Source organism: Mesorhizobium quangtriensis, from assembly GCF_040081925.1.
Taxonomy (GTDB): Bacteria; Pseudomonadota; Alphaproteobacteria; order Rhizobiales; family Rhizobiaceae; genus Mesorhizobium_K; species Mesorhizobium_K quangtriensis.
Map to the genome: position 1 here is coordinate 1643794 of NZ_JBEBMF010000001.1, position 20347 is coordinate 1664140.

General features: G+C 63.0%; 18 protein-coding genes and 1 riboswitch. Of the genes, 13 read left to right on the forward strand and 5 right to left on the reverse strand.

From position 1 onward, the window contains the following. Positions 1-5 precede the first annotated feature (5 nt). A riboswitch (TPP riboswitch) is annotated at positions 6-107 on the forward strand. 43 nt (positions 108-150) lie between these two features. From thiB to ABMA32_RS08030, 4 genes are all read left to right on the forward strand, one after another. Continuing rightward, positions 151-1152 carry a thiamine ABC transporter substrate binding subunit gene (gene thiB, locus ABMA32_RS08015; protein WP_349013171.1) on the forward strand — a complete coding sequence of 334 codons (1002 nt, stop codon included), beginning with the start codon at positions 151-153 and terminating at the stop codon, positions 1150-1152. Positions 1153-1223: 71 nt separating this feature from the next. Then, positions 1224-2879 carry a thiamine/thiamine pyrophosphate ABC transporter permease gene (gene thiP, locus ABMA32_RS08020; protein ID WP_349013172.1) on the forward strand — a complete coding sequence of 552 codons (1656 nt, stop codon included), beginning with the start codon at positions 1224-1226 and terminating at the stop codon, positions 2877-2879. Continuing rightward, entirely contained in the window at positions 2876-3631 is a 756-nt protein-coding gene (gene thiQ / locus ABMA32_RS08025; protein WP_349013173.1) for a thiamine ABC transporter ATP-binding protein, read from the forward strand. Before thiP ends, thiQ begins: the two co-directional genes overlap by 4 nt. Positions 3632-3826: 195 nt before the next feature. Further along, positions 3827-5263 (forward strand): M48 family metalloprotease, encoded by a 1437-nt coding sequence (locus ABMA32_RS08030; RefSeq protein WP_349013174.1) that lies wholly within the window; start codon positions 3827-3829, stop codon positions 5261-5263. Between the two features lie 17 nt (positions 5264-5280). Here the strand turns inward: ABMA32_RS08030 and ABMA32_RS08035 are convergent, their stop codons facing one another. Beyond that, positions 5281-6141: an RNA polymerase factor sigma-32 gene (locus ABMA32_RS08035; protein WP_349013175.1), complete on the reverse strand. Its 861-nt coding sequence runs from the start codon at positions 6139-6141 to the stop codon at positions 5281-5283. Positions 6142-6374: 233 nt separating this feature from the next. Here ABMA32_RS08035 and ABMA32_RS08040 point away from each other — a divergent pair, with 233 nt between their 5' ends. From ABMA32_RS08040 to ABMA32_RS08050, 3 genes are all read left to right on the forward strand, one after another. Next, positions 6375-7289, forward strand: coding sequence for a sugar phosphate isomerase/epimerase family protein (locus tag ABMA32_RS08040; protein ID WP_349013176.1), 915 nt, complete (start codon positions 6375-6377; stop codon positions 7287-7289). A gap of 80 nt (positions 7290-7369) precedes the next feature. Next, positions 7370-7633: a DUF6460 domain-containing protein gene (locus ABMA32_RS08045; RefSeq protein WP_349013177.1), complete on the forward strand. Its 264-nt coding sequence runs from the start codon at positions 7370-7372 to the stop codon at positions 7631-7633. Between the two features lie 35 nt (positions 7634-7668). Then, positions 7669-8463 carry a glycosyltransferase family 25 protein gene (locus ABMA32_RS08050; protein ID WP_349013178.1) on the forward strand — a complete coding sequence of 265 codons (795 nt, stop codon included), beginning with the start codon at positions 7669-7671 and terminating at the stop codon, positions 8461-8463. A 21-nt stretch (positions 8464-8484) separates the two neighbouring features. Here the strand turns inward: ABMA32_RS08050 and ABMA32_RS08055 are convergent, their stop codons facing one another. Continuing rightward, positions 8485-9576, reverse strand: coding sequence for a quinone-dependent dihydroorotate dehydrogenase (locus ABMA32_RS08055; RefSeq protein WP_349013179.1), 1092 nt, complete (start codon positions 9574-9576; stop codon positions 8485-8487). Further along, positions 9573-9920: a DUF952 domain-containing protein gene (locus ABMA32_RS08060; RefSeq protein WP_349013180.1), complete on the reverse strand. Its 348-nt coding sequence runs from the start codon at positions 9918-9920 to the stop codon at positions 9573-9575. Before ABMA32_RS08060 ends, ABMA32_RS08055 begins: the two co-directional genes overlap by 4 nt. Positions 9921-10068: 148 nt before the next feature. Here ABMA32_RS08060 and ABMA32_RS08065 point away from each other — a divergent pair, with 148 nt between their 5' ends. Together ABMA32_RS08065 and ABMA32_RS08070 are read left to right on the forward strand one after the other, a co-directional pair. Beyond that, a complete protein-coding gene (locus ABMA32_RS08065; RefSeq protein ID WP_425475503.1) occupies positions 10069-10533 on the forward strand; it encodes a hypothetical protein in 465 nt (154 codons plus the stop codon). A gap of 123 nt (positions 10534-10656) precedes the next feature. After that, positions 10657-11316, forward strand: coding sequence for a response regulator transcription factor (locus ABMA32_RS08070; protein ID WP_349013182.1), 660 nt, complete (start codon positions 10657-10659; stop codon positions 11314-11316). A 3-nt stretch (positions 11317-11319) separates the two neighbouring features. On the opposite strand, the gene ABMA32_RS08075 is transcribed toward ABMA32_RS08070, so the two are convergent. Further along, positions 11320-14814 carry a hybrid sensor histidine kinase/response regulator gene (locus tag ABMA32_RS08075; protein ID WP_349013183.1) on the reverse strand — a complete coding sequence of 1165 codons (3495 nt, stop codon included), beginning with the start codon at positions 14812-14814 and terminating at the stop codon, positions 11320-11322. Between the two features lie 200 nt (positions 14815-15014). On the opposite strand from ABMA32_RS08075, the gene mscL reads away from it, so the two are divergent. Both mscL and ABMA32_RS08085 read left to right on the forward strand, forming a co-directional pair. Next, the gene (mscL, locus tag ABMA32_RS08080) at positions 15015-15440 is read left to right on the forward strand and encodes a large conductance mechanosensitive channel protein MscL (RefSeq protein WP_349013184.1); all 426 of its coding nucleotides are present in this window, start codon (positions 15015-15017) and stop codon (positions 15438-15440) included. Positions 15441-15549: 109 nt separating this feature from the next. Continuing rightward, positions 15550-16716, forward strand: coding sequence for a pyridoxal phosphate-dependent aminotransferase (locus ABMA32_RS08085; protein WP_349013185.1), 1167 nt, complete (start codon positions 15550-15552; stop codon positions 16714-16716). On the opposite strand, the gene hemA is transcribed toward ABMA32_RS08085, so the two are convergent. Next, a complete protein-coding gene (gene hemA / locus ABMA32_RS08090; RefSeq protein ID WP_349013186.1) occupies positions 16713-17990 on the reverse strand; it encodes a 5-aminolevulinate synthase in 1278 nt (425 codons plus the stop codon). The genes ABMA32_RS08085 and hemA overlap by 4 nt on opposite strands. 302 nt (positions 17991-18292) lie before the next feature. Between hemA and galE the strand changes: the two genes are divergently transcribed. Together galE and speB are read left to right on the forward strand one after the other, a co-directional pair. Beyond that, complete coding sequence (gene galE / locus ABMA32_RS08095) at positions 18293-19291, forward strand: UDP-glucose 4-epimerase GalE (protein ID WP_349013187.1); 999 nt, start codon at positions 18293-18295, stop codon at positions 19289-19291. Positions 19292-19376: 85 nt separating this feature from the next. After that, positions 19377-20345 carry an agmatinase gene (gene speB / locus ABMA32_RS08100; RefSeq protein WP_349013188.1) on the forward strand — a complete coding sequence of 323 codons (969 nt, stop codon included), beginning with the start codon at positions 19377-19379 and terminating at the stop codon, positions 20343-20345. The last annotated feature ends 2 nt before the right edge of the window (positions 20346-20347 follow it).

The window sequence follows — 20347 nt, forward strand, 5'->3', positions numbered from 1 at the left end:
CTCGTATCGCTCTAACGGGGTGCCGGCTTGACCGGCTGAGAGGCGAATGCCGACCCGCTGAACCTGATCCGGTTAGCACCGGCGGAGGGATTAGACGCTCTGGACAATCCGGCGCCTTCTTTCCGTTCAACACCAAAGAAGGAGGCGTTTTTGCGCAAAAAATTGCTATCTCTCCTAGTAGTCGCGTCGGCTTTTTCTGTCCTCCCCGCACAGGCGCAGGACAATCTCACCATCTATACCTACGATAGCTTCACAGCCGAATGGGGCCCGGGCCCGCAGGTCGAGAAGGCGTTCGAGGCGGAATGCTCCTGCGACGTTGAGTTCGTTGCGGTCGCCGATGGCGTGGCGCTCCTCAACCGGCTTAAACTGGAAGGCGAATCCACGAAGGCGGACATTGTGCTCGGCCTCGACACCAACCTGACGAGCGAAGCCAAGGCGACAGGTCTTTTCGTGCCGGCCGGCATAGACCAGACTTCGGTCAAGGTTCCGGGTGGCTGGAGCGACGATGTGTTCGTGCCTTACGACTACGCCCACTTCGCGATTGTCTACGACACGGAAAAACTCGCAAATCCACCGAAGAGCTTCCGGGAACTCGTGGAAGGAGACCCGAACGACAAGATCGTGCTGCAGGACCCGCGAACGTCGACGCCGGGACTCGGCATGCTGCTGTGGGTCAAGTCGGTCTATGGCGCGGATGCGCCTGAGGCCTGGGCAAAGCTCAAGAATCGCGTTCTAACGGTGACGCCGGGTTGGAGCGAGGCCTACGGCCTCTTCACCAAGGGCGAGGCGCCGATGGTCCTTTCCTACACGACGTCTCCCGCCTATCACATGGTCGCCGAGGACACGGAGCGCTACAAGGCGCTTGCGTTCGAAGGGGGCAACTACCTTCAGATCGAAGTGGCCGGCATCACGACAACGGGGGCGAAGAATCCGCTCGCGGCGAAGTTCCTGACCTTCATGACCGGTCCCGGCTTCCAGGATGTCATCCCGGAGACCAACTGGATGCTGCCTGCCGGCGCGACCGACAAGCCGCTCAACCCTGCCTTCGGCAAGTTGCCCGAGCCGACCAAGACGCTGCTCTTTTCGGCTGACGAGGTTGCCGCAAATCGCAAGGCCTGGATCGACGAATGGCTTGCGGTGATGAGCCGCTGACCTGAGTGTTCGATTCATCCGCCAGTTCGCGCGGATGAACCGATCAGGGGTCCCCAAGGGAAAGTCCGAGGATGTCTCTGGACACTCAGCCAACTGCAAAGGCCGATGGTTTTCTTGCCGTCACAGTGAGCGACAGGCGCCTGCTGGCAGGAGCCATCGCGCTTTTCGGTATTGCCGCATTGATCGGTGGGGCGTTCCTCGGCCTTCTGCTCGAAGGTATCCGTGATTTTGGCGGAGCGCTTGCCGCCTTCGATTCATACCTAGTCCGGATCGTCTGGTTCACGCTTTGGCAGGCAGTCCTGTCGACTGTCCTGTCCGTTATTCCGGCGATAGTCGTGGCGCGCGCCCTGTCGCGCCACCCCGTTTTCCGTGGCCGCGCCTTTATCCTGCGGTTGTTCGCACTACCGCTCGCTCTGCCTGCAATTGTCGCGGCATTGGGCATTCTGGCGCTGCTTGGAAGGGCAGGACTTCTTGCCGCTCCGTTGTCTGCTCTTTCGGGTGGAATCTGGCCAGGCATCTACGGTCTCTCGGGCATTCTCGTGGCCCATGTCTTCTTCAACCTGCCTCTGGCAACGCGACTGTTGCTTGGGTCGCTCGATACGGTGCCATCAGACCAATGGCGGCTGGCAAGCCAGCTCGGCATGACGCCCCTTTCGACGTTTCGCTTGATAGAGTGGCCCGCCATGCGCAATGCGCTGCCCGGCGCCGCAGGTCTGGTTTTCATGCTCTGCGTGACGTCCTTCACCATCGTGCTGACGCTCGGTGGCGGCCCGGCGGCAACGACCCTCGAGGTCGCGATCTATCAGGCGCTGCGCTTCGACTTTGATCCGGCCCGCGCGGTGACCTTCACTGTGCTGCAGATGGCGCTGACCGTTCTGGTGATGCTTGTCCTTGCCCGGCTCGGCGCAGACACGGCCGTTGACGCGAACCTTCCTGTCACCCGCCGCAAGTTCATCGCGCCGGGATACGCCGAGCGGTCGTTGAACGCGGTCTTTATCGTGCTCGCGCTGGCATTCGTCGCAGGGCCGATCGCAGCCACTGTGGTTGCCGGCCTTTCAGCGGATTTCGCTCGCCTTCTCACGGAACCGGCCGTCAGGCAGGCGACGACGACGAGCATAGTTCTCGCCGTCCTGTCGGCGCTGCTGTCGGTCATGGTTGCGCTCTCGCTCGCCGCCGCTCGTCGGGCATCCGCAGCCAAGCGTGGCAAGCCTGCAAGGTTCTTTGAAGCGGTAGCTGGAACGGGCGCAGGCTTCGTCCTCGTCGTGCCGCCAATCGTGATCGGAGCCGGCTGGTTCATTCTCCTGCGGCACACTGGCGCTGTTTTCTCCGTGGCTCCGGCCATGGTCGTGTTCGTCAACGCCGTCATGGCGATGCCTTTCGTCATTCGCGCCATCCGACCGGCCTACGACGCGGCGGCCGAGCGCAATGATCGACTATGCGCGCAACTCGGGATCTTGGGCTGGAATCGGATGAGGCTGATAGACTGGCCGGCGCTGCGCGGGCCGATCGCCACAGGGCTCGCGTTTGCGATGGCGCTTTCTCTGGGCGACCTCGGCGTGATCGCTTTGTTCGGCAGCGACGCGGTGCAGACATTGCCCTATCTGCTGCTCGCCAGGATGGGCTCCTACCGCACCGATGACGCCGCAGGGTTGGCCCTGTTGCTCGGCCTACTCTGCCTTGCTTTGATTTTCCTGGCGGATCGTTTCGGCACAAAGGGGGCTTCATGACTATCGATCCGCAAGCCGGGACGGATGTGCGCCTGGACGATCTGCACTTCAGCTACGGCAGCTCTCCTATGCGTTTCGATGTCGTTTTTCCTGCCGGCACGATCAGCGCAGTGATGGGCGCGAGCGGCTCGGGCAAATCGACTTTGCTCAATCTCGTCGCCGGCTTCGAGACGCCCGATTCCGGTCGCATCCTCATCGGTAACGAAGACGTGACCGGCCTTCCGCCCGCTCTGCGTCCCGTGTCCATGATGTTCCAGGAAAATAATCTTTTCGCGCATCTCGATGTCGAGAAGAATGTCGGCCTCGGCTGCTCTCCTTCATTGAGCCTTACCGATGCGGACAGCGCTGTCATCGCGGCGGCACTTTCGAGAACAGGGCTCACTGGAAAGGAACGCCGGCTGCCGCGCGAACTGTCCGGAGGCGAACGCCAGCGCGTGGCGCTTGCCCGAGTTTTGGTGCGAAACCGGCCGGTTCTGCTGCTCGACGAGCCGTTCGGTTCCCTGGGCCCGGCGCTCCGCCTCGACATGTTGGATCTCTTGCGGGAAGTTCAGGCCGAGCGTTCGCTGACCGTGCTTTTTGTCACCCACCAGCCCGAAGATGCCCAACGGGTGGCGGAACATATTGTTTTCCTTGCGGAAGGCGCGGTCGTCGCGGCCGACCGGACCGAAACATTTTTCGGGGAAGGTGGCCCGGCGGAATTCAGGCACTATATTGGAGACGAGATCACGAATTTTGCCCGCAAGCGGACATAATTTACGATCAAATCGCATTCTGCGGACAATAGTGTGGTATTGGTGCGTTGCGAGATGAAGCAGCGCACGCCTGTGTTTGCTGTTGATCGAAAGGACGTTGTGCTGCAATTCGGGTTAGCCAGTCGAGAAGGGACCAGGTCGCGGTCGTCCCGCTCGCGGCACCGCGCCGCGCGTTTGGCCGCGACCGTGGGGCTGATGGCGTCGCTAGCCGGGTGCCAGGCTCTGTCCGGTCTGTCGACCAGCGGCGAGATAAAGGAATCGGCATTCCGTCCGGCCGAAACACCGGTGACGGTCGATTCGGTTTCGCGCAACGATCGGCTGGCCGAACTGGCCAAGGCGCAGCATCCGCGCATTCTCGCGACCTATGGCGGAGAATATTCCGACCCCAAGCTTGAGCGGATGGTGGCGAAGGTCGTCGGCAACCTCACGGCCGTGTCCGGTGGCCCCGCCTATCGCATCACGATCCTGAATTCGCCCAACGTTAATGCCTTCGCGCTTCCAGGCGGCTATCTCTATGTCACACGCGGCCTGCTGGCCCTCGCCAATGACTCGTCCGAGCTAGCTGCCGTAATCGCCCACGAAATGGGGCATGTCACCGCCAACCACGGCCTGCAACGCCAGCAGAAGGAAGCCGAGGAGGTTCTGGCCACCAAAGTGGTGACGGATGTTCTGGGAAACAATCCAAACGCCAACGTCGCGTTGCTACGCGGCAAACTCAGGCTCGCGCAATTCTCCCGCAACCAGGAGTTGGAAGCCGATGGTCTTGGCATCAAGACCAGCGGACAGGCGGGGTATGATCCTTATGCTGCCGGGCGTTTCCTGCAATCCATGTCGGCCTACACCGATTTCCGCTCCGTCAGCGGCGCGACCGACGCCAGCCTCGACTTCCTCGCGAGCCACCCGAACGCCCCGCAGCGCATCGAACTTGCGCAACGCCATGCACGCCAGTTCGGGCAGCCGGGGCAGGGCGCCCGCGATCGCGATTCCTTCTTAGCGGGTATAGATGGCCTGCTTTATGGCGATACGCCGGAGGAAGGTTATGTGCGCGGAAACACATTCATGCATCCGCGTCTCGGCGTGTCCTTCTCGGTGCCTGAAGGTTTTGTAATAGACAACAGCGCTGCTGCCGTCACGGCGACCGGCCCAGGGGATTTGGCGGTGCGCTTCGACGGTGTAGCGCTCAACGCGCGCACCGCGTTGCCGGACTACATCCGCTCCGGCTGGGTAGCTGGACTCGATCCGTCAAGCATTCGCACACTGACGATTAACGGCAACGAAGCCGCGAGTGCGAGGGCAGCGGCCGATGGCTGGAAGTTCGATATCACCGTTATCCGTGCTGCCGGACAGGTCTACCGACTGCTGACGGCAGCGCCTCTCAACAGCGACCAGCTCGATGCGGTGGCGCAGACGGTGGGCGGTAGCTTCAGGCTGCTGACGACTGCGGAAAAGGCTTCGCTGAAGCCGCTGCGTATCCGGGTGGTGACTGTGAAGCCGGGGCAGACTGTCGGCTCGATCGCGGCGTCGATGGTAGGCGTCGATCGCAAGCTGGAGCTGTTCAGAGTGCTGAACGCACTGGCGCCGGGCGCAACCGTTTCGGCCGGCGACAAGGTCAAGATCGTCTCGGATAGCTAGGCTAGGCGGCAGCGAGGCTAGGCGGCGAGGAATCCCGTTCCCTGCCGGATCAGTGCGGATTTCAGCTTTTCCAGCGCCCGGTTCTCGATCTGGCGGACGCGTTCCTTGGAGATGCCGAGCGTTTCGCCCAGCGCCTCGAGCGTGGCGCCTTCCTCGGAGAGCCGGCGCTCCTCGATAATCTTCATTTCCCTGTCGTTGAGAACGCGAAGCGCATCCTTTAGCCAGATGGCGCGACGTTCCACGTCGATCGTCTCTTCCGCGATCTCGTCGGGTAACGGCCCGTCGGAGACGAGAAAATCGGATCGTTCAGCCGAAGAACCGCCGTCCTCGGTGACGGGGGCATTCAGCGACGTATCTGACGCGGAGAGGCGGGAATCCATCAGCGCCACGTCGCTTTCCGAGACGCCGAGCGTGACGGCGATCTCGCGCTGTATGGCCAGGCTTGAGAGCATGCCCGGTCCCTGCGCCAGCCGCGCCCGCAAGCGGCGCAGGTTGAAGAAGAGCGCCTTCTGGGCAGAACTCGTGCCGCCGCGCACGATCGACCAGTTGCGCAGCACATAGTCCTGGATGGAAGCGCGAATCCACCAGCCGGCATAGGTCGAGAAGCGCACGTCGCGCTCCGGGTCGAAGCGGGCAGCCGCTTCTAGAAGACCGACGTGGCCTTCCTGAATGAGATCGCCCATGGGCAGGCCGTAGAAGCGGAATTTCGACGCCATGGAGATGACGAGGCGCATGTGCGAGGTCGTCATGCGGTGAAGCGCCTGCTGGTCCTGCTTCTCTTTCCAGCGTACCGCGAGGTCGTGTTCCTCGTCGCGGTCGAGATAAGCCGCCTGCATTGCGGCCCGGACCAACGCTCTGTCGACAGGTTCCTTGGTCACCGGGGTGCTCCTGTACCTTGCACGCGGCAACCACGACGCCACGCAGACACACAACGCGGCGCTGCGAAAAATGTTCCGGGAAAACCGTGGAACATAGGGCGGTCTATAGCTCCGGCAAGGGGCACGGCGGCAGATGGGCTTGCCAGCTCGCGCCTTTCCGGCTGATAAGTCGCCTCTAAGCGCCCCGGTTGCAGGAGGGCGTCCGCAGCGGGCTTTTTTGGAGGGAGATACGCTTGAAACTTGGATTGCTGACCGCGCCTTTCGCAGATTCGCCGCTCGACAAAGTCGCCGAATGGGCGAGTTCCGAAGGCTTCCAGGCGCTGGAGATCGCCTGCTGGCCGAAAACCTCCGGGCCGTCGCGCCGCTATGCCGGAACCAGCCACATCGACGTGGCGTCGATCTCTGCTTCGCAGGGGAAGGCCATCTTCACCAAGCTCAAGAAGAAGGGGCTGGATATATCCGCCCTCGGCTACTATCCGAACCCCCTGCATCCCGACAAGGCGCACCGCAAGGCCGTCATTGAGCACCTGAAGAAGGTGATCGAAGGCGCCGGCAAAATGGGTGTCGGCCTCGTCAACACCTTCTGCGGCGGCGACGCTTCGCAGAACCTCGAGGAAAACTGGAAAGAGGCCCGGAAGGTCTGGCCTGACATTATCGCGTTCGCCCGCGATCACGGCGTGAAACTCGCCTTCGAGAACTGCCCGATGATCTTCAGCTATGACGAGTGGCCGGGCGGGCACAACATCGCCTATTCGCCCTACATCTGGCGGCGCATCATCGAGGAGTGGAAGGGCGAGGTCGGCATGAACTACGACCCCTCGCATGTCGTCTGGCAGATGATCGACCAGGGCCGCTTCGTTCGTGAATTTGGCCCCCACATGTTCCACGTGCACGCGAAGGATTTGATGATCGATCGTGACGGGCTCTATGAGCGCGGTATCATGTCAGCCGGCATCGGCTGGCAGATTCCGCGGATGCCCGGCCTCGGCGAGGTCGACTGGAGCGTCTTCTTCTCCGGTCTCTATCGTGCCGGCTATGACGGGCCTGTTATCATCGAACACGAGGACCGCCGCTTCGAGGGCAGCGACGACGCCGTAAAGCGCGGCTTCCTGCTCGCCCGCGACGTGCTGAAGCCTTTCGTGAAATGATGAATCGTTCGGCTGGCCGTGACTTGAACGCGGCCAGCCGAATCCGTATCTCGATGCGGCTTCCCGAAGGAGGATGACCTTTGTCGTCACTTGACCGTTTCCTCGGCGACTCGCCGCTCCGCATCCTGATCAAGCTGATCGTCATCTCCTTTCTGGTAGGTGTCGTCATGAGCGCCTTCGGCTGGTCGCCGATGGACGTGCTAAACGGTATCAGGAACTTCTTCGTCGACCTCTGGAACATGGGATTCCGCGCGGTCGATCGCTTTGTCGGCTATTTCCTGCTCGGCGCGGCGATCGTGATCCCAGCCTTCATCCTGCTTCGGCTGTTCAGCCTGCGGAAGTGAAGGCCGCGCGCCCATCTCCGCATATGAATTGCTACTTGATCAATCTGGACAGGGCGTCGGAAAGACGCGCCCATATGGACGCGCAGTTCCATCGCCTCGGCGTGCAGCCGATCCGCGTCCCCGCAGTCGACTCAGCGGAATTGTCGGCGGCGGAAACGGCGCATTGGCAGTCGCGAAGCCAGATATGGAAGCCGCTGACGCCAAGTCAGATTGCCTGCTTTCTCAGCCACAGGAAGGTGTGGCAGCTGATTGTCGAGGCCGCAGAGCCGTGGGCATTTGTCTGCGAGGACGACATCCATCTGGCAGACGACTTTGCCGACTTCGTCAAAACTTGGTCCTGGTGTCCCCATGAAGCGGCCCTCATACGAGCTGAAACGGACTGCTTGCCTGGACAATTCTCTTTCTTCCACAGGTCGGTGTTTGGCCATCGTCTCAGGCGTGTAAAATCCAGCCAATTGGGATCGGCAGGCTATTTTCTTTCTTTGGAGGCAGCGAAAAGGCTGCTGAAGTTCACCGAGAATTGCTGTGAACCAATGGATTGCCTCTTGTTCTTTGACAGAGGAGATAAGTCGCAACCTGTCACCGCCCACCAGATCGATCCTGCGCTCTGCGTCCAGGATTTGCGTCTCGACCTGCATACCCGGCGCGGTTTCCCGACGCAGATAGAGATGACTGCCGACATGACAGACCCTGTGCGGCCAAGATTTCCGGCGAAAATCTGGCGGGAGATCCATCGCCCTTTCGCGCAGGCAACTCTTCTGTCGAAGCGCGCCTGGCTTCGGCTGACGCTGCAATCGGTTTTCAAGATCGTACCCATCGATCTACCGTGACCGCAGCCTACGAAATTCGCTCTAATACGTCGTCTCCGCCCAGTGATCGACCCTGCTGTCCCGGATTTCGGCGAGGGACTTCAGGCCCTCACTGCGGAGGTACTTGGAAAAGCCCTTGACGATGCGGCCGGGCAGCGTCGGGCCGGCGTAGATCATGCCCGTGTAGAGCTGCACCAGGTCGGCGCCGGCGCGAATCTTCTCCAGTGCCGTGTCAACGCTTTCTACCCCACCCACGCCGACGAGCGTCACTTGCGGACCGAGCAGCTTGCGCATCTTCGCCAGCGCCGTGGTCGAGCGCTCGAACAGCGGCTTGCCGGAGAGGCCGCCGGCCTGCATGCGAGCGCGGCCGGTGAGCGCCGGGCGCGAAATCGTCGTGTTCGAGACGATGATACCTTCGATCCTGTTGTCCAGAACCTCTGCCGCTATGTCGGCGAGGTCGGCGTCATGCAGGTCTGGAGCGATCTTGAGGAAGATCGGCACCTTGCGGCCGGCTTTCTGGACGGTTCCGTCGCGTACGGTGACAACTCGGAACAGCAACTCCGCCAGGCTAGTGCGCGCCTGCATGTCGCGCAGGCCGGGCGTGTTGGGCGAGGAGATGTTGACCGTCAGATAGGATGCGAACGGCGCGAAGCGCTCGACGCCGAGTTCGTAATCCCGGATGCGGTCGGCGCTGTCCTTGTTGGCGCCGATGTTTACACCGACCGTGCCGGCGCGCCATGCCCGCGCCGCAAGGCGCTTCTCGGCGGCGTCATGGCCCTGATTGTTGAAGCCCAGCCGGTTGATGACGGCGTGGTCCTCTGGCAGCCGGAAGATGCGCGGCTTCGGATTGCCGGACTGCGGGAGCGGCGTGATGGTGCCGACCTCGGTGAAGCCAAAGCCCAGCGCCAGCAGCGCGTCAGGCGCTTCGGCGTTCTTGTCGTAGCCGGCCGCCATGCCGAGCGGGTTGTCGAAGGTGACGCCGGCAACGGTAGTCCTGAGCCGCTCGTCGTAGTGGGGCGAACGGGCGACGGGCACGCCTGCCTTGAGCGCTTGGATCGACAGGCCATGCGCGGTTTCCGGGTCGAGGCAGAACAGCGCCCGGCGTCCGATCTTCTCGAAGACGTCAAGCATCATGGCAAATCGTCCGGGAAGATGTGGGCGCCATCGGCACCGAGCGGCAGGGGCTTTGTCCAGAGCACCGACGTCGGGTCGAGAGGGGCGTAGAGATGCGGGAAGAGCGCGCCGCCGCGCGATACCTCCCATTTCAACGCGCCGCCGAGGGCGTCCGTCGGAATGGCCAGAAGCATGAGGCCGCTCTGGCCGGCGAAATGTTTCGCGGCGGTCTCCCTGACCTGTACGGCGGTCGAGAAATGGATGTAGCCGTCTGCAAGGTCGATGGGCGCGCCGTCGAAACGGCCGGCCTGCAGGGCTTCCCGCCAGAGGTCGTCGGTGCAGATCTTGTAGATGATGTCGGCCATGCAGGCCCTATAGGCCCAAAGGCGGCGCGATTGAAGCGGCGAGGCAGGCGGCGTCCCCAATTTCGGCGCAAACCGGCCGGAAAATCTGGTAGCGTAAGGCAAAGGTCGACCCGCGCGGGCCGACAAAATGGAGGATGCGATGCGCAAGATCTCCTTGGTTACCGCTGTTGTCGGTTCCGTTCTTTTCATGCCTTTCGCCGCGGGCGCGCAGAGCGCCGAGGCGGACCGATACCGGCTGGAGAAGACACCGGGCGGCTACGTGCGCATGGATACGCAGACCGGCGAAATGTCGATGTGCGAGGAGAAAGCCGGAGAGCTGGTTTGCCGTCTCGCAGCGGATGAACGCCGGGCGATGGAGACCGAGGTCGAGCGCCTGCAAACTGAGATCGCGGATATTCGTGCCAGGCTGGACGGCGTGAAGGCGCTGGAGGAACGCGTCGCCAAGCTCGAAAATTCGCTGGCTGCCCGGGTCGAGCAGAGCCTGCCGACGGAGGAGGATTTCAACCGGACGATGGGTTACATGGAGCGGTTTTTCCGAAGCTTCATGTCGATAGTGAAGGAGTTCGAGGGCGATGGCGGCAAACCTATACCGCCCGGAACGAACCGGACCTGAGACAAAAAACCGATTGCAGGCAGCGCGGGAAAGAGAAGCATTCCGCTTGAAAATGCCTGCTGTCACCGCATAATCGGTCCTGCGCCAAAGAACATAAGCGAAGAGGCGTCGCGGGAGGGGTATTTGTCGTCTGGCTACAAGGTTGTGATTGCTGACGATCACCCGCTCTTTCGTGGCGCGCTCAAGCAGGCGCTTTCAGGCGTGGGCGACGTCGCGACGATCCTCGAAGCCGGCGATTTCGAAAGCGCGAAAGCAGCGATTGCGGGCAATGAAGACGTCGACCTCGTGCTGCTCGACCTCGCCATGCCGGGCGCTTCGGGCCTGTCCGGCCTGATCTCACTCAGGGGCATGAACGCGACAGTGCCGCTGGTGGTGGTGTCGGCGCATGACGACCCCGAAACGATCCGCCGAGCCCTGGAACTCGGCGCGTCCGGCTTCATTTCCAAGTCGGCGAGCATGGAGGACATCCGCCAAGCGGTCGACACGGTGCTCGGTGGCGGGGTGACCGCACCCGCCGGCATAGACCTCGGCACCGAACGCGACCCCGAGATTTCCGACCTGATCAAGCGCCTGCAATCTCTGACGCCGCAGCAGACGAGGGTGCTCGGCATGCTGGCGGAGGGATTGCTGAACAAGCAGATCGCCTATGAGCTTGGCGTGTCCGAGGCGACGATCAAGGCGCATGTCTCGGCCGTCCTGCACAAGCTCGGCGTCGACAGCCGCACGCAGGCGGTTATCCTGCTGTCGCGCATCGGCTCCGATCCGGTTCAGGCCGGGACCTGAGGCTCACTCAGCGGCTGCTGGTGTCATGCGGCGGATGCGCGTGACGAGCGTGCGCAGGACAGCCGGCTTCAGCGGCTTGTTGACGACAGGCACGTCGAGGAGGTCTGCTGCCTGACGGACCTCGTTCGAGCGGTCGGCAGTGACAAGCACGGCGGGTACGGCCGTGCCGAAGCGTTCGCGCAGTTTGGCGATGAGGTCGAGGCCGGTTTCGCCGTCGAGATGATAGTCGGCGAGGATGATATCTGGCGTTTCGAGCTTGTCGTCGGCTGCGATCGAGGCCGAACCCGAATGGGTGAGCACGCGGCACCCCCATCCTTCGAAAAGCAGGCGCATGCCTTCGAGTATGCGCAGATCATTGTCGATGCAGAGCACCGTCATGCCGTTCAGCGCGACGCCGACCGGTGTCAGCAGCGGCTTGGCCTCGACCGTCGCGGGCAGTTGGGCTGCGTCCGTCACCGGCAGGATGACCGAGAAGCGCGTACCGTTGCCATCGCCGGAATAGACCTGCAGCTCCAGCCGCAGCACGCGCGCGATGCGGTCGACGATGGACAGGCCAAGCCCCAGCCCCTGCGCTTCGCGCGCCCCTTCCTCGAGCCGATAGAATTCGCCGAAGATCGACGACAGCTTGTCGATCGGAATGCCGATGCCGGTGTCGAAGACCTGGATTTCGGCAAGCTCGCCACGCCGCCGTACGCCGACGAGGATGCGGCCGCTGCGGGTATATTTCACGGCGTTGGAGACAAGGTTCTGGATCAGCCGCCGCAGCAGGTTGCGGTCTGTTTCCACGGCGAGCGACGACGGCACGATCGTCAGTTCCAGCGCCTTTTCGGCGGCCAGCGGCTGGAAGTCGGTGCCGATCTGGCGCAGCAGCCCGTCGAGCCGGAATACCGTCTCGTCGGGCTTCATCGCACCTGCGTCGAGCCGCGATATGTCGAGCACCGCGCCGAGGATCGTCTCCACAGATTCCAGCGAGGACTCGATGTTCGACACGGCGTCGCCTACCGGCCCCGCGCCGGTCTTTTCGATGAGTGACGAACAGTAGAGGCGAGCAGCGTTGAGAGGCTGCAGGATGTCGTGGCCGGCGGCGGCGAGGAAGCGGGTCTTGCCGAGATTGGCCTCCTCGGCGAACATCTGCGCCTGCGCCAGTTCCTCGTTGACGCGCGTCAGTTCGGCGGTGCGCCGGGCGACGCGCTGCTCCAGCGATTCGTTGGCGCGCTTCAGGGCAAGATCGGCTTCGACACGTTGCGTGATGTCGGCGTAGGTGGCGACGATGCCGCCGTCGGGCATCGGGTTGGACCGCAGTTCCACCGTGCGCCCGCTGGTCTTGAGCTCCAGTTGCCAGGGCGTACCGAAAGTCGTGATGCGGTCGAGGATGGCGACCTGTTCGCCAGCTTCGATGTCGCCGCGCTGCGCCAGATGGCGGAGCACATGGTCGAGCGAAACGCCGACCTGGCCCATCTCGTCGGGTAGGCCGAAAAGCATGCGAAACTGCCGGTTCCAGCAGGTAAGACGGAAATCGCGGTCGAAGACCGTGATGCCCTGTTCCATCTGGTCGAGCGCGATCTGCAACAGGTCGCGGTTCTGCTGCAGCGCTTCCGTAGCGTCGTCGAGCAGACGGAACGTGTCGCGCGGCGCGCTGTCGGCGCGCTTGAACAAGAGCGAGAGGATCAGCCGCGCCGACGACGAGCCGACGGCGCTGGCGAGCAGTTGCTCGGAAAAGCGCACGACGTCCATGCCGGCCTGCTCGCTGCCGTTGAGCGGGCCGTTCTTCGCCTCGAAGGACTGGAACGAGCGCTCGGTGCGCTCGACGCCGAGATAGCGCGAAATCGTCTCCCTGAGGTCGTTGACGGTGACCGTGGTGCGGAAGCGCTTCAGGCTCGGCATCGGCCCGGACTCGCGCGGCACGAAGATCGCCGCCTGGATGCGCTCCAGCGGCACCGAGGCGCGCGACAGCGATCCCAGCACGAAGAAGATCAGGTTGATCGACAGGCTCCACATGACGCCGTGGTTGAGCGGCTCGGCCTCTGTGCCGAACAGCGCCTGCGGGCGCAGCGCGTCTATGCCCAACGGACCGTCGAGGATGATGCTGGAATCAGGCCCGGCGAGCGAAGGCAGCAGAAGCGTATAGGTCCAGACTGCGATGCCGGCCGTCATGCCGAGCGCCGCGCCCCGGGCGTTCGCGCCGCGCCAGACGAGACCACCGAAGAAGGACGGCGCGAACTGTGCGATAGCAGCGAACGACATGAGCCCGATCGAGGCGAGACGCGTGTTGTTGGTGCTTTCGCGATAGTAGAAAAAGGCCGCGAACAGGATGATGAAGATCGAGGCGCGGCGGATGTTCAGGATGAGCGTCGACCAATCGCCGTTCTCGGCTGTCTGGCTCTTCAGCAGGCGGCGCACGAACAGCGGGATGATGAGGTCGTTCGAGACCATGATCGACAGCGCGACGCTTGCCACGATGACCATCGCGGTGGCTGCGGACAGGCCGCCGATGAATGCCGCCATGGCCAGCATATCGTGGCCGCTGAGGAGCGGCAGCGACAGCACGTAGAGGTCGCTGCTGGTGGCGTCGCCCACCATGACGAGGCCGGCCAGCGCCACCGGCAGCACGAACAGGTTGATGGCGACCAGATAGAGCGGGAAGATCCAGGTCGCGGTGCGCAATTCGCTTTCCGCCCTGTTCTCGACGATCATGACGTAGAACTGGCGCGGCAGCATGATGATGGCGAAACCGCTGAGCATGGTCATGACCAGCCAGGTGCCGAGCGACGTGCGGTAGTCGAGCGACGCTTGAGCCGCCTCGTTGGCGGCGATCGAGTCGAACAGCCCCTGCGGGCCTTCGAAGAGGAAGAAGAATACGAGCAAGCCGACAGCGAGGAAGGCGGCGAGCTTGACGACGGACTCAACGGCAACCGCGAGCACCAGTCCGTCCTGATGCTCGGTCGCATCGGCGTGGCGCGTGCCGAACAGAACCGCGAACAGCGCAAGCAGGAAGGCGATGACGAGCGAGATATCGCTGACGAAGGGGTCGAAGGAGAGCGGCTCGCCGTTATAGTGCTCGACCATCAGGCTGACCGAGCCGGCGATGGCCTTCAGTTGCAGGGCAATGTACGGCACTGCGCCAACGACTGCGATCAGGGTGGCGATCGAGGCGACGGCGAAGCTCTTGCCGAAGCGGGCGCCCAGGAAGTCGGCGATCGAGGTGATCTTTTCGGCTTTGGCGAGCGCGATGATGCGCTTCAGCAACGGGAACCCGAAGACAAACACCAGGACGGGCCCGATATAGATGGCCAGGAACTCGAGACCGCGCTCGCTGGCGAGCCCGACCGAGCCGAAGAAGGTCCAGGACGTGCAGTAGATCGCGAGGCTGAAGGCATAGATGTAGGGCCGCGTCCGCGCCGGCCCGCGCCGCGCCGACCAGCGGTCGCCCAGGCTGGCGATGACGAACAGCAGCGTCACATAGGCGACCGCTACGAGGATGACTGCGAAGCCCTGCACGCCCTGTGGTTCCTCCCGGTGCGGCATCTTTTGCCGGAAACGCAAGCACAGCTTGGCGCGGGAGTCTATGGGACGAAAGGGGAGGCGGGCGCGAGACAGGTCCATTTCCGCTGCGTGAATTGCGGTTTTGCAGGCGGATAAATTTGCTAAAGTCACGCGGGGTCGAATCTCGCTTGCGTGCCGCAAGGCAAGGAGGGTTTATGCTAAAGGAATTCCAGGAATTTATCTCGAAGGGCAATGTGATGGATCTCGCCGTCGGCGTGATCATCGGCGGCGCCTTCGGCCTGATCGTCAATTCGCTAGTCGGCGACATCATCATGCCGATCGTTGGAGCCATCTTCGGCGGCTTCGATTTCTCCAATTATTTCTTCCCGCTGTCTTCCAACGTGACAGCCGTCACGCTTGAAGAGGCGAAAAAACAGGGCGCGGTCTTCGCCTGGGGCAACTTCCTGACCGTCGTCATCAACTTCCTGATCCTGGCCTGGATCATCTTCCTGATGGTCAAGGGCGTAAACACAATGCGCCGCAAGCTGGAAAAGCAGAAGGAAGCCGGACCCGCCGCCCCCCCGCCCGCAGACGTGCAACTGCTGACCGAAATCCGCGATCTTCTGGCCAAGAAGGCCTGAGGACTGCGATCTGGATCAAGAGCCCGGCTGCTCTGGCGGCCGGGTTTTTCGTTTCCGCGGAGATCGAAACAGGCTAGATCGGCGGTCATTTCCAGAGGGCCGGTGTTCCATGAGCTTGATCGACAATCTGCGTGAAGACGCCCGGCGCGCGCCGGTGAGCGGCATCGAGGCCGTGGCCAACTACGGACGCGAACGCAAGGGTCTGATTCCGCTATGGGCAGGCGAAAGCGACAAGCCGACGCCCGATTTCATCAGCGCCGCTGCCAAGCGCGGGCTGGACGCCGGGGAGACGTTCTATACGTGGCAGGGCGGCATTCCTGAACTGCGGCAGTCGCTGGCGCGCTACCACGAGCGCCATTTCGGCCTGAAATTCTCTCCCGATGAGTTTCTCGTCACCATTGGCGGCATGCAGGCGATCGTGCTGGCGCTGGAGGCGACGGCCGGCGCAGGCGACGAAGCGATCTATCTGGAACCGGCCTGGCCGAATTTCGCTGGCGCGGCCGGTGTCGCCGGAGCGACGCCCGTTCCTGTCGGGCTGACGGAAGGTGCGAATGGCTGGTATTGCGACATCGACCGCGTCGAAGCTGCGGTGACGCCGCGCACGAAAGTCATCTTCGTCAACACGCCTTCAAACCCGACGGGCTGGACGGCGGACATCGAGACGCTGAAGGCGCTGCTGGACCTCGCCAGACGCCACGGGCTCTGGATCATCGCCGACGAGATCTACGCGTTGTTTCACTACAACGGCCAGCGTGCTCCTTCCTTCATGGACATCATGGAGCCTGAGGACCGCATACTCTTCGTCAACACCTTCTCCAAGAATTGGGCGATGACCGGCTGGCGCATCGGCTGGATGAAAACGCATCCGTCGCTGGAACGCACTTTCGAGAACCTGATCCAGTATTCGAGTTCGGGGGTCGCGCAGTTCCTGCAGCGCGGAGCGATCGCTGCGCTCGACGAGGGCGACGATTTCCTTGCCGCGCAGATCGCACAAGCCAAGGCCTCGCGCGACCTGATTTGCCGCAGGCTGGCCGAGACGGGCAGGGTCCGCTTCAGCGTGCCGCCGGGCGCGTTCTATCTGTTCTTCAAGGTTGACGGCATGACGGATTCGACGAAGGCGGCCTTCGAGATCGTCGACAAGGCACTCGTCGGACTCGCGCCCGGCGTCGCCTTCGGTCAGGCAGGCGAAGGGTATTTGCGACTGTGCTTCCACCGCAAGCTCGACGATGTCGAGGAGGCGGCGGATCGACTGGCGAAGTGGATCGGGGGGCTTTAACCCCCGGATTTCGGCACCAGCAGCGGGATGATGCGATCCGACGAGGCGACGGCCGGGCGGCCGGCGGCGCCATAGGGGATGCCTAGTGCATCCCACGTCTCGACCAGCGCGTCGCGCAGCGTCTCGATCAGCGCGTTGTCGTGGAATGGCGTCGGCGTGATGCGCAGGCGCTCGGTGCCGCGCGGCACCGTGGGGTAGTTGATCGGCTGGATGTAGATGCCGTGTACGCCGAGCAGGCGGTCGGTCGCCATCTTGCAAAGCTCGGGATCGCCGACCAGCACCGGGACGATGTGCGTGGACGAAGCCATCACGGGCAGCCCGGCTTCCGCGAGCACGTCCTTGGTGTGCGCGACCTGACGCTGCTGTGCTTCACGCTCGCTTTGAGAAACCTTGAGATGGCGGATCGACGTTGTCGCGCCAGCCGCGATCGCAGGCGGCAGGGCGGTCGTGAAAATGAAACCCGGCGCGTAGGAACGCACCGCATCCACGACTGTCGCGCTGCCGGTGATGTAGCCGCCCAGCATGCCGAACGCCTTGGCGAGCGTGCCCTCGATGACGTCGATGCGGTGGGCCAGACCCTCGCGCTCGGTGATACCGCCGCCGCGCGGGCCATACATGCCGACGGCATGAACCTCGTCGATGTAGGTCATGGCGTTGTACTTGTCGGCGAGGTCTGCGATCTGCGCGATCGGCGCGACGTCGCCGTCCATCGAATAGACGCTCTCGAAGACGATCAGCTTCGCGCGCTCGCGGCCAGCGGCGGCGAGGATGCTCTCAAGATGCGCGACGTCGTTGTGGCGGAAGATTTTCTTTTCGGCCCCGGAGCGACGCACGCCCTCGATCATGGAAGCGTGGTTGAGTTCGTCGGAAATGATCAGGCAGTTCGGCAGCAGACGCCCTATGGTGGAGATCGATGCCTCGTTGGAGACGAAGCCGGAGGTGAAGACCAGTGCTGCTTCCTTGCGGTGCAGATCGGCAAGCTCAAGCTCAAGCTCGACCAGCGGATGGTTGGTGCCGGAGATGTTGCGTGTGCCGCCCGCGCCGGAGCCCATGCGGCCGGCTGCCTCCTGCATCGCGGACACGACCTGCGGATTCTGACCCATGCCGAGATAGTCGTTCGAGCACCAGACGGTGATCTCCTCGGCGCGGTCGCCGGAGCGCCAAATTGCGCGCGGGAAGGAGCCGGCAATCCTCTCGATGTCTGCGAAAACGCGGTAACGCCGCTCGGCGTGGACCTGATCGATCGCTTCCTCGAAAAAACGCTGATAATTCATTATGGCTTTCCGGTTGGATAGCTGCCAGTTTTGGCGCGGATCATAGTGGCCTCGGCCTTGCGCGTCCATTGGACCAGTTCGGTCAAAATGCCACGCCGCCGAGGGGCGGGAATGCAGCCGGGCGAGGGGTCCGACTTCCGTAAAAGCACCATCAAATCGAGGTTGCGTCCTTGATCCCTGTCAATTTCAATAAGCGATAGATGCGCGCCTCACGTAACCGCCCTATGCCTTCATAAGAATTGACTGGTTTCGCCCCGGTTGCCGTTGATAGTTCCCCTGCGAAGTCCCCCTGGAGAGCCCGAATGAGCGTACTTGTCACCGGCGGCGCCGGCTATATCGGCAGCCACATGGTATGGGAACTGCTGGATCATGGAGAGGATGTCGTGGTTCTCGACAGGCTGTCCTCCGGCTTCGACTGGGCCGTTCCGCCCGAAGCAAAACTGTATGTCGGCGATGTTGGCGACACCGGGCTGGTCGAGAAGATCATCCGGGAACACAAGGTCAATGCGATCATCCACTTTGCCGGCTCGCTGATCGTCCCCGAATCGGTCACGGATCCGTTGCTCTATTACGAGAACAACACCGCCAAGACGCGGAACCTGATCGCCGCGGCGGTGGCAGGCGGGATGCCACATTTCATCTTCTCGTCCACCGCCGCGGTCTATGGCACCGCAGGCATGGATCCTGTGAAGGAAGACGTCCGCACAGCGCCCGAATCGCCTTATGGAACGTCCAAGCTGATGGTCGAGTGGATTTTGCGCGATACGGCCGCCGCATATAAGGATTTCGATTACACGGCGCTACGCTATTTCAACGTGGCGGGTGCCGATCCCAAGGGCCGAACCGGCCAGTCGACGGCCGGCGCGACGCACCTCATCAAGGTCGCCAGCGAAACCGCACTTGGAAAGCGGCCTTTTATGCAGGTATTCGGGGACGACTATCCGACGCCAGACGGCACCTGCATCCGCGACTACATCCATGTCAGCGATCTCGTCGCGGCGCACCGGCTGGCGCTCGACCGGCTGCGGGCGGGTGGCAAGAGCCTCGTGGCCAATTGCGGCTACGGCCACGGCTATTCGGTGCTGGAAGTGATCGACAGCGTCAGGCGGGTTTTCGGTGGCGAGGTCGATGCCCGCATGACGGCGCGCAGGCCGGGGGATGCGGCGGCGATCGTCGCCAATTCCGACCTTGCCCGCAAGGAGTTCGGCTGGGTCCCGCAACGGGACGACCTCGACCGCATCGTCTCGGACGCGCTGTCCTGGGAGCGTATCCTGGCGACCAAGAACTGGCCGAACAGCTAGCCTGGACCGTCGAAGCTTTTGCCTTGGCAGTTGCCTTTTGCAGGCAGTCTTCCGACAATCGTCGGCGGCGATGTCGCCAGCTTGCATGAAAGGTCCGGACGTGACGCAGAAATTCAACCAGCCACTGGGCGGCAACGAGATGCCGCGTTTCGGAGCGCCAGCGACCTTCATGCGGCTGCCGACGCAGCCGACCGCGAAGGGGCTGGATGCCTGTTTCGTTGGCGTGCCGATGGATATCGGCACGTCGAACAGACCGGGCACACGCTTCGGGCCGCGGCAGATCAGGGCGGAGTCCAGCTTCGTGCGGCCCTACAACATGGCGACGCGCGCGGCGCCCTTCGAAAGCCTGCAGGTCGCAGACATCGGCGACGTGGCGATCGACACCTTCAACCTGCCGAAATGCATGGACATCATCACCGAAGCCTATGACCGCATCCTCGCAGAGGACTGCATCCCGCTGACGCTCGGTGGCGATCACACCATCGCCTATCCGATCCTGCGCGCCATAGCCAAAAAGCACGGTCCCGTCGGGCTGATCCATGTCGACGCGCATGCCGACATCAACGAGCACATGTTCGGCGAGCCGATCGCGCATGGCACGCCCTTCCGCCGCGCGGTGGAGGCGGGCGTGCTGGACACCAAGCGCTGCATCCAGATCGGCCTGCGCGGCACCGGCTATGCCGCAGACGATTTCGACTGGACACGGAGCCAGGGGTTCCGCGTCGTGCAGGCCGAGGAATGCTGGTGGAAATCGCTGACGCCACTGATGGAAGAAGTGCGCGCGCAGATGGGCGACGGGCCGGTCTACCTCTCCTATGACATCGACAGCCTCGACCCGGGCTTCGCACCCGGCACCGGCACGCCGGAGATCGGCGGGCTGACGACGGTGCAGGCGCTGGAGATCATCCGCGGCTGCTGGGGACTGAACCTCGTCGGCTGCGATCTGGTCGAGGTGTCGCCGCCCTACGACATATCAGGCAACACGGCGCTGACGGCGGCCTATCTCCTCTACGAGATGCTCTGCGTGCTGCCGGGCGTAGAGCGGCGCATATAGCC

Excerpts from the sequence above, each read along its gene's own strand:
- ABMA32_RS08060 (WP_349013180.1), bottom strand. The coding sequence starts at position 9,920 with ATGGCCGACATCATCTACAAGATCTGCACCGACGACCTCTGGCGGGAA.
- thiQ (WP_349013173.1), top strand. The coding sequence starts at position 2,876 with ATGACTATCGATCCGCAAGCCGGGACGGATGTGCGCCTGGACGATCTG.
- thiP (WP_349013172.1), top strand. The coding sequence starts at position 1,224 with ATGTCTCTGGACACTCAGCCAACTGCAAAGGCCGATGGTTTTCTTGCC.
- galE (WP_349013187.1), top strand. The coding sequence starts at position 18,293 with ATGAGCGTACTTGTCACCGGCGGCGCCGGCTATATCGGCAGCCACATG.
- ABMA32_RS08030 (WP_349013174.1), top strand. The coding sequence starts at position 3,827 with ATGGCGTCGCTAGCCGGGTGCCAGGCTCTGTCCGGTCTGTCGACCAGC.
- ABMA32_RS08085 (WP_349013185.1), top strand. The coding sequence starts at position 15,550 with ATGAGCTTGATCGACAATCTGCGTGAAGACGCCCGGCGCGCGCCGGTG.
- ABMA32_RS08055 (WP_349013179.1), bottom strand. The coding sequence starts at position 9,576 with ATGATGCTTGACGTCTTCGAGAAGATCGGACGCCGGGCGCTGTTCTGC.
- mscL (WP_349013184.1), top strand. The coding sequence starts at position 15,015 with ATGCTAAAGGAATTCCAGGAATTTATCTCGAAGGGCAATGTGATGGAT.
- speB (WP_349013188.1), top strand. The coding sequence starts at position 19,377 with ATGAAAGGTCCGGACGTGACGCAGAAATTCAACCAGCCACTGGGCGGC.
- hemA (WP_349013186.1), bottom strand. The coding sequence starts at position 17,990 with ATGAATTATCAGCGTTTTTTCGAGGAAGCGATCGATCAGGTCCACGCC.